The sequence below is a fragment of the Streptomyces sp. NPDC001889 genome (assembly GCF_053594535.1).
In genome coordinates this window covers 204,939-217,592 of the sequence record NZ_JBSFER010000007.1, presented here as the reverse complement: position 1 = coordinate 217,592, position 12,654 = coordinate 204,939, and the positions used below count along the sequence as shown (strand labels likewise).

Sequence of the window (12,654 nt, the reverse complement as noted above, 5' to 3'; positions counted from 1 at the left end):
TGCGCGGGTGCGGATCGGACTGCTCACGGACAGTGGCTCCCCCGCCGTGCCGGACGGTTCCGGGGGGTGGTGCGACCGGCTCGTGGAAGGGCTCGCCGCCCAGCACCGGTTCGACCGCTACGACATCGGCGCGCACCGCACCGGAGCCGTACCGGGGCAGGCGCGGGGCGGCTCCGGCGGGCGCCGGGCGCGCGGACGTCTCACCGGGCACGCCCGCGACCTCGTCACGGCGATCTGCGACCCGGCGGAGGGCGCTGCCTTCGCCTCCGGTCTCTACGGACTCGCCGAGACCGCCAGGGAGCACGGGGGCGCGCTCGGCGGAGCCCTGCGCTCCGAATCCGTTCTGCGGCTGCTGGAGTCCGCCTGCCGCGCCCCCGGCGCCCGCCGTGGTCTGCACCGCGCCACCGTGCCCGACATCCTCGCCTTCGCCGGGCGGCTGGAGCGCGCGCTGCGTCCGCTCTCCCTTCCCTGGTACGACGAGGAGGGCCTCGGCGCGGTCGATCTGTGCCATGCGGTCTCCGGCGCGGGCACGGCCCTGCCCGGCCTGTTGGCCAAACGCTTCTTCGGGGTTCCGCTGCTGGTCACGGAGTACGGCGTGCATCTGCGGGCGCACCATCTGGCCGCCGCTTCCGCCTCCGGGGGCGGCGGGGGAGCGGCGGCCGGGGCGGGCGTGCCCGGCGCGCCCCTGCGCGCCCTGTCGGCGGCCTTCCAGGGGCGGCTCGCCGCGGAGGTGTACGCACAGGCCGCGCTGATCACCTCGTGCGGCAGCCACGGGCGGCGCTGGCAGCAGCGCGGCGGCGCGGCGCCCGGTGTCCTGCGCACGGTCCACCCGGGGGCCCCGGAGGAGGAGTTCGCCGCGGTGGGGGAGGGCGGGCACATCGGTGACCCGTACACCCTCGTCTGGACCGGTGACCTCGTACCCGCCAAGGACCTCGGCACCCTGCTGCGGGCCTTCGCGCGCCTGCGCGCCGAGGAGCCCCGGGCCAGACTCCGGCTCTTCGCCACGCCGGTGCGCGACCGCGACACGGCCGCCCGGCTGGCCCACTGCGAGCAGCTCGCCGCCCGGATCGTCCCGGCCGGGCCCGCCGGGGACGGGCCCGTGTACTTCGAGGAGCGGCCCCGGGGGAGCGCCGACGCCTACGCGGTGGGCGGGATCGCCGTGCTGTCGAGCCTGGACGAGGGCTTTCCGTCCGGCCTGGTGGAGGCGATGCTCTGCGGGCGGGCGACCGTCTCCACGGATGTCGGCGCGGTCGCCGAGGTCGTCGGCCCCACCGGTCTCGTCGTCCCCCCGGGCGACCCGCGTGCCCTCGCCGATGCCTGCCTCGCCCTGCTGCGCGACCCCTGGCGGGCCCGCCGCCTGGGCGCGGCGGCGCGTGCGCGGGCGCTGGAGCTGTTCACGGCCGAGCGGAATCTCATGGCATTTCGCGGCATCTATCTGGAGCTGATCTCGCACTCCCCGGTGCGGAGGGAGGCGGTGGACGAGGCGGGTGCCCCCCTCCCGTTCAGCCACCCGCCGGAGGCGCACGTCCCCCTCCGCCTGGGCCGCCGCCCTCCGGCCCCTCCGGCCCCTCCGGCCCCTCCGGCCCCGCTCCCCCGCGAGAAGGAGCCCCTGCGATGACCCCTCCTCCCGACCCCGCGCCCTGGCCGGAGCCCGAGGCCCCCTCCGACCCCGCCCCCCTGCCGGAGCCCCCCGCGCCCGTGGTCCGGCCTGTGCCGCCTGCCGGTGAGCCGGGCTTTCCTGACGCGGGGCGGCCTCGGCGCGTGGCGTGGCCGGAGGCACCCCCGGGACGGCGGGGGCGGGAGTGCCCGCCGGACTCGGACCACGGGGTGGCGCCGGCCACGGGTGAGTGCTCGCGGGCGCGGGTGACTCCTCACCCGGTGTGGCGGGACACGAACCCGGACATGCCGGGCACGAGCCCGGGCTCACGGGGCATGGACCTGGGTTCGCGGGGGTCGGACCTGGGCTTGCCGAGCCCGAGCCCGAGCCCGGGCTCGCTGGGCACGGACCCGGGCTCGTGGGAGACGCGCCTGGGTTCGCGGGGCATGAGCCTGGGCTCACCGGGGTGGGAGGGATCGCCGACGCGGGGTGTGTCTGATCCGGTGTGGCCGGATACGGCCCCGGATTTGCCGGGCACGGACCTGGGCTTGCCGGGCACGGGCCCGAGCCCGGGCTCGCTGGGCACGGACCCGGGCTCGTGGGAGACGCGCCTGGGTTCGCGGGGCATGAGCCTGGGCTCACCGGGGTGGGAGGGTTCGCCGGCGCGGGGTGTGTCTGATCCGGTGTGGCCGGACACCAACCCCGACTCGCCGGACACGAACCTGGTCTCGCGGAGCCCAAACCCAGCCTCGCCGAGTCCGGACCCGGGCTCGCGGAGCCCAAACCCAGCCTCGCCGGCGTTTGAGGCGCGGGGGTTCGGGGGCCGGCCCCCGGGAGCGCCCGCAGGCTGCTCGGGCTCGTACCCGGGGGCGGCCGTGGGCGGAGCCCACCCCCTCGGCGGCGCCCTCCCGGAGGCGCCTCCCGGATGGGACCTCCCGGTGCCGGAGGCCGCCGCGCCCGGCGCCCCGGGTCCGCACCCGGGCGGAACCCACCCCCCCGCCCCGCCGGAGGCACCACCCCCGGCCGACCCCGTCAGGGAGCTGATGCGTCAGCACCGGGAGCTGTGCGGGCGGGCTGCCGACCCCCTGGAGATCGCCGCCGGGCTGGAGGCGCGCGGCATCACCGACCGCACGGCCGCGCGCTTCCGGCACCGGGATGTCTTCTCGCTCGCCGAGGAGCTGTACGCACGGGTCCCCCCGGCGGACCGCCCCGCCGCCGCCCCCGGCCACCACCCCCCCCAGCCGGCGAGGGGCTCCCTCCGGGGCGCCCTGGTCGCCGCGCTCCCCGGTGTCCTGTGCGCCCTGACGCTCGCGGGGCGCGGCGTCACCGACGGCCCCCCGCGGGCCGCCCTCACCGCCGCGGGCGCCCTCGCCGTCACCGCCGCCCTGCTCCTCGCCCTGCGGCACGGCCCCCTCCGCGCCCCGGGCCGCACCGCCACCCCCGCCCTCGTCCTCTCCCTGTGCACCCTCTGGCTGCTCGCCTTCCTGGTGTACGGCGCGGACCTCCTCGCCCGGATCACCCCCGGCGGGCCGGGCGGCCCGCCCACCCCCGCGCCCGGCCCTCTCACCGGGCTCGCCCTCGCGGTCGTCCCCGCCGCCTGGTGCGCGCATCTCTTCGCCCGGCGGGCCCGGCGCGAGCTGCACCGCGGCCGTGGCCTCGCGGACTTCACCGCCGCCGTCCGCCCCCTGGTGCTCACCACCACCGGAATGTTCCTCTGCGGCCTCACCGCCCTGCTCGCCCTCACCTCCCTCCTCACCTCCTCCCCCTCCCTCACCCCCGCCGCTCTCGCCCTCGGCGCCCTCCTCTTCCCGGCGCGGCTGCTCACCGTCCACGGCTCCGCCCGCGCGGCGGCCCGCGGGCTCGCCGCCGCCTGTGCCGCCGAAGCCCTCGTTCTCGCACTGCCGCTCGCCGCACGGCTTCCCGGCTGCGGCCCTCTCGCCGGACCGGCCCAGTCGGTGCTCGGCGCCTGGGGAACCGGAGCCGTATCCGCCGTCGCCTGCGCCTGCGCGGGTGCCGGCCTCCTCGTCCACGCGACGCTCACCCTGTCCCGGGCCTCGGCCCACTCCGTATGACCTGCCCCGGCAACGGCGCCGGCGGGCATCCCTAAGGAGAAACCGACATGACCCCCCAACCCCCCGCCACGGCCCGACGGTTCAGAGGGGCCGCACGATGAGGGTGCTGCTGCTCGGAGCCAATGGATTCCTCGGCCGCTTCGTCGCCGACCGGCTGCTCGCCGACCCCGCCGTCCACCTCACCGCGCTCGGGCGCGGCGACGACGCCGATGTCCGGTTCGACCTCGCCGGCGGCAGCCCGGGGGCGCTCACCCGCTTTCTGAGCGCCGTCCACCCCGGTGTCGTCATCAACTGCGCCGGGGCCACCCGGGGCGGAGCCCGTGACCTGGTGCGCCACAACACCGTCGCGGTGGCCACCGTCTGCGAGGCCCTGCGCCGCAGCGGCTGCGGCGCCCGGCTCGTCCAGCTCGGCTGCGCCTCCGAGTACGGGCCGTCCCCCCAGGGCTCCTCCACCGCGGAGGACGCCGTTCCGAGGCCCGGGGGGCCCTATGGCGTCAGCAAGCTCGCCGCCACCGAACTGGTTCTCGGCTCCGGTCTGGACGCCGTGGTCCTGCGGGTCTTCTCGCCCGTGGGTCCCGGGACCCCGGCCGGCTCCCCGCTCGGGCGGCTCGCCGAGGCCATGCGCCGCGCGATGCAGTCGGGCGACGGCGAGCTGAAGCTCAGCGGACTCGGCGTCCAGCGCGACTTCGTCGATGTGCGCGATGTCGCCCGTGCGGTGCACGCCGCCTCGCTCTCGGCCGCGCAGGGGGTGGTCAACATCGGTACGGGCCGGGCCGTGCGGCTCCGGGACACCGCCGCCATCCTGGCCAGGGTCGCCGGTTACGCGGGCGCCCTCCACGAACTGGACACCCCGCCCGGCCGGCCCGTGGGCCCCGGTATCGGGGCGCCGCGCTCCGAGACCGTGCTGGAGCATCTGGCCGCCACCCCGGTCCCGTACCCCGACGGCTGCGGCAACTGGCAGCAGGCGGATGTCCGCACCGCCCGCGACCGGCTCGGCTGGCGCCCCCGGATCAATCTGGAGGAGTCCCTCGCCGACATCTGGATGGAGGCGGCGTGCCGGATCTGACCTCGGCCGCCACCCTCCGCCGCGCCCGGGCCGATCGGCCGGGCCGGGCCATGGGGCCGCCGTACGGGCAGAAGTGAGAAATCAGCCCATACAGCGCACTGCCCGTCCACTGGGACGAAATCGTCTCGCAGATCGGACCGGGTGTCTCGGAATGAGGAGACGCGTGGCAGTGTTACGGGAGAACAACCGTACTGACTTATCGACGCAACGGAGTCCCCGTGTCGCTGCCACCCCTGGTCGAGCCAGCTGATGAGCTCACCGTTGACGAGGTTCGCAGGTACTCCCGCCACCTGATCATCCCGGATGTCGGGATGGACGGGCAGAAGCGGCTGAAGAACGCCAAGGTGCTGTGTGTGGGCGCCGGGGGCCTCGGGTCCCCGGCCCTGATGTACCTCGCCGCGGCGGGTGTCGGCACGCTCGGCATCGTGGAGTTCGACGAGGTGGACGAGTCGAATCTGCAGCGCCAGATCATCCACAGTCAGTCCGACATCGGCCGCTCCAAGGCCGCGTCCGCGAAGGACTCGGTCCTCGGGATCAACCCGTATGTGAAGGTCGTCCTCCACGAAGAGCGGCTCGAGGCCGAGAACGTGATGGACATCTTCAGCCAGTACGACCTGATCGTCGACGGCACGGACAACTTCGCCACCCGCTATCTGGTCAACGACGCCTGTGTGCTGCTGAACAAGCCGTACGTCTGGGGCTCCATCTACCGCTTCGACGGCCAGGCCTCGGTCTTCTGGTCCGAGCACGGCCCCTGCTACCGCTGCCTCTACCCGGAGCCCCCGCCGCCGGGCATGGTCCCGAGCTGCGCCGAGGGCGGTGTGCTCGGTGTCCTCTGCGCCTCCATCGGCTCCATCCAGGTCACCGAGGCGATCAAGGTCCTGACCGGGGTCGGCGACCCGCTGGTCGGCCGGCTGATGATCTACGACGCCCTGGAGATGCAGTACCGCCAGGTCAAGGTGCGCAAGGACCCCGACTGCGCGGTCTGCGGCGAGAACCCCACCGTCACCGAGCTGATCGACTACGAGGCCTTCTGCGGTGTCGTGTCCGAGGAGGCACAGGAGGCGGCGGCCGGTTCCACGATCACTCCCAAGCAGCTCAAGGAGTGGATCGACGAGGGCGAGAACATCGAGATCATCGATGTCCGCGAGGTCAACGAGTACGAGATCGTCTCGATCCCGGGCGCCAAGCTGATCCCGAAGAACGAGTTCCTGATGGGCACCGCGCTGGGCGGCCTGCCGCAGGACAAGAAGATCGTCCTGCACTGCAAGACGGGTGTCCGCAGTGCGGAGGTCCTCGCGGTGCTGAAGTCGGCCGGCTTCGCCGACGCGGTGCATGTCGGCGGCGGCGTCATCGGCTGGGTCCACCAGATCGAGCCGGACAAGCCCGTCTACTGAGCCACCGCGGCCGGATCATCCGGCTCCGCCGGAATCCGCGTGCCGCCCGGTGCCCCGGACCTGAACAGGTCCGGGGCACCGGGCGTTCTGCCCCGGGCCGTGTCCGGCGAATCCCGTCCTAGGAGCAGGTCTTGCCGTTCGGCGGGACCCGGCCCTTCAGCAGATAGTCGTCGATCGTCCTGGTCGCACACGGCGAGTCGCCGTACGCGCCATGGGTGTCCCCCTTGTTGGTGAGCAGCACCCCGACGCCCTCGCCCAGTTCGTCCGCCATCTTCTTCGCGCCCTCGTACGGCGTCGCCGAATCACCGGTGGTGCCGACGACCAGGATCGGGGCCGCGCCCTTGGCGGAGACGTCCGGGTTCTCCCACTGGCCGTCCACCGGCCAGTCGGCGCACCAGCCGGCCAGGTCCCACGCCAGATAGGGGCCGAAGACCGGCGAGACCTCGGTGAACTCGGCCAGATGGCGGGACTTGACCTCGGCGGGCGTTATCCGGTCCTTGCTGTCGGCGCAGGATATGGCGCGCTGCGAGTGGTCCTGGGTGGCGTACTCGCCGTTCTCGTCACGGCTGTTGTAGGAGTCGGCGAGCGCCAGCAACTGAGTGCCGTCGCCGCTCTCCGCGGCCTTCAGCGCGTCGGTCAGATAGGGCCACTGGCTCTCCGCGTACAGCGGGAGGATGATGCCGGTGAGCGCGAGGGTCTCGGTCAGCTCGCGGCCCGATTCGGTGGTCAGCGGCTCGCGGTCCACCTTCTCCAGGAGCCGCTTCACCTGTGCGGTGCCGGTCTCGGCGCCGATGCCCCGGCTCTTGAAGTAGTTCTCCAGGGCCCGCTGGAAGCCGAGGGCCTGATTGCGCGCTCCGCCGGCGAAGTCCGCGGTGGGGTCGACCACCGCGTCCAGGACCAGACGGCCGACCCGGGAGGGGAAGTGGTGGGCGTAGACGGCGCCCAGCTCGGTGCCGTAGGAGAAGCCCAGGTAGTGGAGCTTGTCGTCACCGAGGATGCGGCGGATCAGATCCATGTCCCGGGCGGCGCTCTCGGTGCCCACATGCGGCAGCACCTTGCCCGACCTCTCGGCGCACCCCGCGCCGAAGGCGGCGGAGCTGGTGAGGAACGCCTTCTCCTCGGCCGCCGTGTCCGGGGTGCTGTCCAGCCGGTGGGCGGCCTCGGTCTGCGCGCTGGTCCGGCAGACCACCGCCGCGCTCTCGGCCACCCCGCGCGGATCGAAGCTGACCAGGTCGTAACGGCTCTGGAGGGTCTTGAACTGGTCGCCGCCGCTGGGCAGCATGGCGACCCCCGAGCCGCCGGGACCGCCGAAGTTGAAGAGCAGGGAGCCGATGCGCCGGTCCGGGTCCTTGGCCCTGGCCCGGACCAGGGCGATGTCGATCGTCTCCCCGGAGGGCTCGGCGTAGTCGAGCGGGGCCGTGACGGTGGCGCACTGCCACTGCTTCCCGGGCCGCTTGGCATGGCTGCCGAACGCCTTGGCGGGGGCCTCGCAGCCCTTCCAGTCGGGCTTCTGGCCGGTGAGCGCGGCGGGCAGCGCCTGTCCGGCGGGCCCGCCGGTCTCCTGGCCCGGGGTGGCGGGTACGGAACTCTTCGTGCGCCCGGCCTCCGGCTCGCCCTTGCCGTCCGCGCCCTCCTCGGAGCTGCAGCCCACGGCCGTCGCCAGCAGCACCGCCGCGGCTGCCAGGGCGCCCGCCCGTACCCTCATGGTCATTTCGCCCCCAGAGATGTTCAATGTCCCGTCATCCTAAGCACCGGCACTGACAGCCCCTCCGGCGGCCGTCGTCCGGCCGGCGACCACGGCGCCGCCTCGTCCCGCCCCGTCCCGCCGCGTCCTCGCCGGCCCCCGCCTCAGGCGCAGACGGTTCCCGGCGCGGGTGCCCGGCCCTCCAGCAGATAGTCGTTCACGGCGTCCCGGACGCAGGTGTTGCCGCCGTTGTACGCCCCGTGGCCCTCGCCCTTGTAGGTGAGTTCGATCCCGACACCCTCGCCGAGCGCCCTCGCCATCGCCCTCGCGCCCTCGTACGGGGTCGCCGGGTCGCCCGTGGCGCCGATGACGACGATCGGGGCCGAACCGGGCGCGGAGACATCGGGGTGGGTCCAGGCCCCGGCCACCGGCCAGCCGTCGCAGCCCATCAGCCCCCAGCCGAGGAAGTCGCCGAAGACGGGCGAGGCCGCCCGGAACCCCGGCAGCTTCTCCTTCGTCTGCTCCAGGGTGTAGCGGCTCGTGAAGTCGGCGCAGCTGATGGCCGTGTTGGCGGCCATGCTGTTGTCGTAGTGGCCGCCCTCGCCCCGGCCGTTCATCAGGTCGGCGAAGGTGAGCAGCAGCCCGCCGTTGCCGCCGTCGGCCTCGTCGAGCCCCTGCTCCAGGTACTGCCACAGCTCCTTGGAGTACAGCGTCTGCGCGATGCCCGTGGTGGCCAGCGACTGGGTCAGATCCCGTTCGCCGATGCCCGGGATCGGCTTCTCGTCCAGCCGGTCGAGCAGGGCGACGACCCAGTCCTGGATCTCCTCGGCCGAGGTGCCCGGCAGCAGGCACTCGTCGCCGCGCCGCACACAGTCCTTCGCGAAGTTCTCGAAGGCCAGTTGGAACCCCTTCGCCTGGCCCAGGGACGCCTGCTCGGCCGTCTTGGTCGGGTCGATGGAGGCGTCGAGCACCGCGCGGCCCACGTTCTTCGGGAAGAGGTGGGCGTAGACGCCCCCGAGTTCGGTGCCGTACGAGATGCCGAAGTAGTGCAGCCTGCTGTCGCCGAGGACCCGGCGCATCAGGTCCAGGTCGCGGGCGGCGTTGGTGGTGCCGACATGGGGGAGTTCGGGGCCGGAGTTCCGTTCGCAGGCCTCGGTGTACGACCTCTGGCTGCGCTGGTACGCCTTCTCCTCGGCCGCGTCGTCGGGTGACGTGTCCTTCGCGTAGTAGGCGTCGAGCTGTTTGTCGCCCTCGCACTCCACGGCCACGCTGCGGCCCACCCCGCGGGGGTCGAAGCTCACGAGATCGTAGCGGGTGCGCAGATCGGCGTAGTCCTCGCCGAAGCCGGGCAGTGAGGCCACCCCGGAGCCGCCGGGGCCGCCGAAGTTGAAGATCAGTGAGCCGATGCGTTTCTGCTGGTCCACCGACCGGGCGCGGATCAGCGCCAGCTCGATGGTCTCGCCGTCGGGCTCCGCGTAGTCCAGCGGCACATCCATGAAGGAGCACTCCCAGGGTGTGCCGCCGGGCAGCGGTGAGGGCGTCGGCCCGCCGCCCTCCGCCTCCGAGGGGGCCGGGCACTTCCGCCAGCTCAGCTCCTGCGCCGCGAGGCCCTCCAGCCCGCCGCGGGCCGTCCCCGACGCCTCGCTCGGGCGTCCCGCTCCGGACCCCTCCCCGTCCCCGCCGCCGGAGCAGCCCCCGGCCAGCAGCACGGTGAGCGAGGCGGCGAGAGCTACGGCCCGCAGGGCCGTGGAAGTGGTCCGCATGGAACCATCCTGCGCCGCGCCGGCACCGGGTGCCCGTGCGAGGGGCCCATGCGGGTGTCCGGCCCCGCGCCCCACCGCCCCGGCCGCACGCCGGCGGCCGGTCACACGGTCACAGCGCGCCCTTGCGGGTCAGATGGTTGAAGACGAGCCAGCCCGGGAGCACCGGCAGCCACAGCGTCAGCGTCCGGTAGAGCAGCACCGCCGGGGTGGCGACCTCCTTGGGCACCCCCGCGGCGACCAGACCGATGATGAGCGCGCCCTCGACCGCGCCGACACCGCCGGGCGTGGGCGCCGCCGACCCCAGGGCGTTGCCGGCGAGGAAGACGACGGCGAGGGTGGCGTAGCTCAGCGGCTGGGTGCCGTCCCCGAAGGCCCGGACCGAGGCGTCCAGACACATCACGAACACCCCGGTCAGCATCAGCATCCCGCCGATGCCGGTGAGCAGCTTCACCGGCCGCTGGAGCACATCCAGCATGCGCGGCACGACCCCGGCGAACAGCGACCGCAGCCGGGTGACCACGAACTTGCGCAGGAACGGGATCGCCGCCACCACCAGCACCAGCACGGCGACCGTGAGCAGCCCGGCGATCACCGTCCTGGACGGGTTGAGGGACGGGGTCTTCTCCGTGCCGGTGAGATAGCCGAAGGTCAGCAGCAGCAGGATGTGCGCGCCGAGGCCGAAGAGCTGCGACGCGCCCACACTCGCCACCGCGAGCCCCGGACGCACCCCCGCGCGCTGGAGGAACCGGGTGTTCAGCGCCACACCGCCCACCGCCGCCGGGGCGACGATCTTCACAAAGGACCCCGCGACCTGCGCGGCCACGGTCCTCGGGAACGGCACCCGCTCGGGCACGAAGCCCAGCAGGCTCATCGCCGCGGCGACATAGCTGAGCGCGGAGAACGCGGCCGCGGCGGCCACCCAGCCCCAGTGGGCGTGGCTGAAGTCGGCGACGAAGTCATTGCCCGCGATCTGGGTGAGCAGGAAGTACGCGGCGATGGCGCCCGCGATCAGACTGAAGAGCGTCTTCGGTCTGATGCGCTCCAGCCGCACCGGTTCCACCGGCGCCTGCGGCCGGATCAGCAGCACCTGATGGCGGATCTGGGAGAGCAGGTCCTCCTCGCGCGCCTCGTCCATGGCCTCGTCCAGGGCGCGCTTGTCGGCCTGTTTCTCGGCCCGCTCCGACTTCCGCACGGACTTGCGCCCGTCGCCGGCCGGGTCCGCGGTCGCCTCCCGGGCCGCCTCCGCGCGGGCCCGCTTCGCCTCGGCGGACCGCTCCAGCACCGCCTCCCGCTCGCGCTGCGCGCGCTCCCGGGCCAGCTTGCGCAGGGTCCCGCGCGCGGAGCGGGTCAGCGCGAGCGGCTGGAGCAGCGGCAGACAGTCGGCGACGGTGTCCGGTCCGAGCACATCCACGGCGGTGGCCACCGCCCGCTCGGCACCCACCCGCAGCCCGATGGTGGTGAGGAGCTGGGCGATGTCCATCCGCAGCACCACATCGCCGGCCGCGATCTCGCCGCCGCGCAGATCGGTGAGGATCACCTCGCCGGAGCGGTCCACCAGGATCGCGTCCCCGTTGAGCCTGCGGTGGGCGATACGGCGCGACTGGAGCGCCTTGACCTGGCGCCAGGCCCCGTGGATGACCTCGTCGGTGATCTCCTCGTCGCCCATGGCGTCCAGGGAGCGCCCGCCCAGGTGCTCGTACACCAGCATCACGGCGTCGGGGCCCAGCTCGGAGGTGGCGATCAGTTTGGGGGCGTTGGCGCCGGCGGCGATGGCCGCGTAGGCGAGCAGGGCCTCCTGTTCGAGGGCCTGGCGCAGGGTCTGGAGGGAGCGCCGGGTGGTGATGGAGCGCAGGGTGAGCCGCCGCCACACCCGGTAGAAGAAGCCCTGGGCCTGCTGTTCCCGGTCCACGACGGTGACATCGAGCGGCGGGCCGTCCTCCAGGGTGACCAGATAGCGGCGCCCCCGGTCGCCCTGCCCGTCCGCGGCCCGCTCGCCCTCGGTTCCGTTCGCGGCGGCGAGCACATCCTCCGCGCGCATCGCGGTGACCGGGTGGAAACCCACATGGCGCAGACCCGCCAGCAGGGTCTGCCCGGTGGGACGGACATTCGGCGAGCCCACCGCGTACAGCGTTCCGTACGCGACGGTCCAGCCGAGGAGCACGGTGAGCAGGATCGAGAACGGGGTGGTGTAGCCGGCGACCAGCATCGCGAAGGCGTCGAGCAGCAGCACCACCCACAGAACCACCCGCCAGCGGGGTCTGCGGGCCATCCCGACCGCCGTCATATAGGCGATGACGGGGGCCAGATAGCCGTGGACGGGGTCGGTCAGCTCCCCGTTGTGATGCCGGGTGAGGGCCTCCTGGATGCTCCCGGGGGCGGCCTTGGCGACCCAGAGATCGGTCGCCAGGGTGATGCCGTGGGCGAGCACCGCGGCGAGGACCCCGTCGGCGATCCGCAGCCCGTCCCGTTTGACCAGCCGTTCGATCGCGAAGGCGACCGGGACCAGCAGGACGGCGATGGAGGACACCAGACCGGCCATCTTGACCAGCAGGTCCGGCGCCTGGCCGGTGCCCTTGCTGATGTCGGACGCGAGACCGGTGGCGGTGCCCTGCGCGAAGGCGGCGACGCCGAGCACCACGGCGATGGCGAGGATGCCGCTGAGCAGCCGCATCAGATCGGACGGGCGGTGCACCCGGGCCGCGAGCAGCGGCTCGTCGCCCGAGACCCGGTCGGCGCCGGTCACATCGGGGCCGGCGGGACAGTCCCCGGCGCCGGACTCGCTTCCGGCGCCGGTGTCGCCGCCGTCGCTCCCCGTGCCGGTGCGCGCCGGCGCCGCGGGCTGTTTCGTCAAGGATGGTCTCTTGTCCGCGCCGAGGGGCTCGCGGCCCGCGGCCGGCCCGCCGGCACCGGGGCGCTCGCGCTCCGGGCCGTCCGGCTCACCGGAGCGGCCGGCCGCCGGGGCGGGCGCGTCCGGGCCCGGGCCGGACCCAGGGGTGCTCGCCGCCCTGCCAGGCTGCACGCCCCGCTCCTTCGCCGTCTCGGTCTCTTCTTGATCTCGTATCACCCGTCACCGCC

7 protein-coding genes are annotated in these 12,654 nt (G+C 74.0%); 4 read left to right on the top strand and 3 right to left on the bottom strand.

Annotated features, from left to right (window positions below; translation table 11 throughout):
* Positions 1 to 7 precede the first annotated feature (7 nt).
* From ACWCRA_RS09970 to moeZ, 4 genes are all read left to right on the top strand, one after another.
* Positions 8 to 1,618 (top strand): glycosyltransferase, encoded by a 1,611-nt coding sequence (locus ACWCRA_RS09970; RefSeq protein ID WP_451067211.1) that lies wholly within the window; start codon positions 8 to 10, stop codon positions 1,616 to 1,618.
* Positions 1,619 to 2,640: 1,022 nt separating this feature from the next.
* A complete protein-coding gene (locus tag ACWCRA_RS09965; protein ID WP_351551247.1) occupies positions 2,641 to 3,669 on the top strand; it encodes a hypothetical protein in 1,029 nt (342 codons plus the stop codon).
* Between the two features lie 97 nt (positions 3,670 to 3,766).
* Positions 3,767 to 4,735: an NAD-dependent epimerase/dehydratase family protein gene (locus tag ACWCRA_RS09960; RefSeq protein ID WP_451067210.1), complete on the top strand. Its 969-nt coding sequence runs from the start codon at positions 3,767 to 3,769 to the stop codon at positions 4,733 to 4,735.
* 218 nt (positions 4,736 to 4,953) lie between these two features.
* Positions 4,954 to 6,132 (top strand): adenylyltransferase/sulfurtransferase MoeZ, encoded by a 1,179-nt coding sequence (moeZ, locus tag ACWCRA_RS09955; protein ID WP_351551241.1) that lies wholly within the window; start codon positions 4,954 to 4,956, stop codon positions 6,130 to 6,132.
* A 118-nt stretch (positions 6,133 to 6,250) separates the two neighbouring features.
* Here the strand turns inward: moeZ and ACWCRA_RS09950 are convergent, their stop codons facing one another.
* The 3 genes from ACWCRA_RS09950 to ACWCRA_RS09940 all read right to left on the bottom strand — a co-directional run bounded on the left by ACWCRA_RS09950 (position 6,251) and on the right by ACWCRA_RS09940 (position 12,598).
* The gene (locus ACWCRA_RS09950) at positions 6,251 to 7,843 is read right to left on the bottom strand and encodes an alpha/beta hydrolase (RefSeq protein ID WP_351551238.1); all 1,593 of its coding nucleotides are present in this window, start codon (positions 7,841 to 7,843) and stop codon (positions 6,251 to 6,253) included.
* Positions 7,844 to 7,980: 137 nt separating this feature from the next.
* Complete coding sequence (locus ACWCRA_RS09945) at positions 7,981 to 9,579, bottom strand: alpha/beta hydrolase (protein ID WP_451067209.1); 1,599 nt, start codon at positions 9,577 to 9,579, stop codon at positions 7,981 to 7,983.
* Positions 9,580 to 9,688: 109 nt separating this feature from the next.
* On the bottom strand, positions 9,689 to 12,598 hold the full coding sequence (locus ACWCRA_RS09940) for a lysylphosphatidylglycerol synthase transmembrane domain-containing protein (protein WP_451067208.1): 2,910 nt from the start codon (positions 12,596 to 12,598) through the stop codon (positions 9,689 to 9,691).
* Positions 12,599 to 12,654 lie beyond the last annotated feature (56 nt).

What these genes read in the sequence shown, in the direction of transcription:
- ACWCRA_RS09945 (WP_451067209.1), bottom strand. Translation starts at nt 9,579, where the DNA reads ATGCGGACCACTTCCACGGCCCTGCGGGCCGTAGCTCTCGCCGCCTCG.
- ACWCRA_RS09950 (WP_351551238.1), bottom strand. Translation starts at nt 7,843, where the DNA reads ATGACCATGAGGGTACGGGCGGGCGCCCTGGCAGCCGCGGCGGTGCTG.
- ACWCRA_RS09960 (WP_451067210.1), top strand. Translation starts at nt 3,767, where the DNA reads ATGAGGGTGCTGCTGCTCGGAGCCAATGGATTCCTCGGCCGCTTCGTC.
- ACWCRA_RS09965 (WP_351551247.1), top strand. Translation starts at nt 2,641, where the DNA reads ATGCGTCAGCACCGGGAGCTGTGCGGGCGGGCTGCCGACCCCCTGGAG.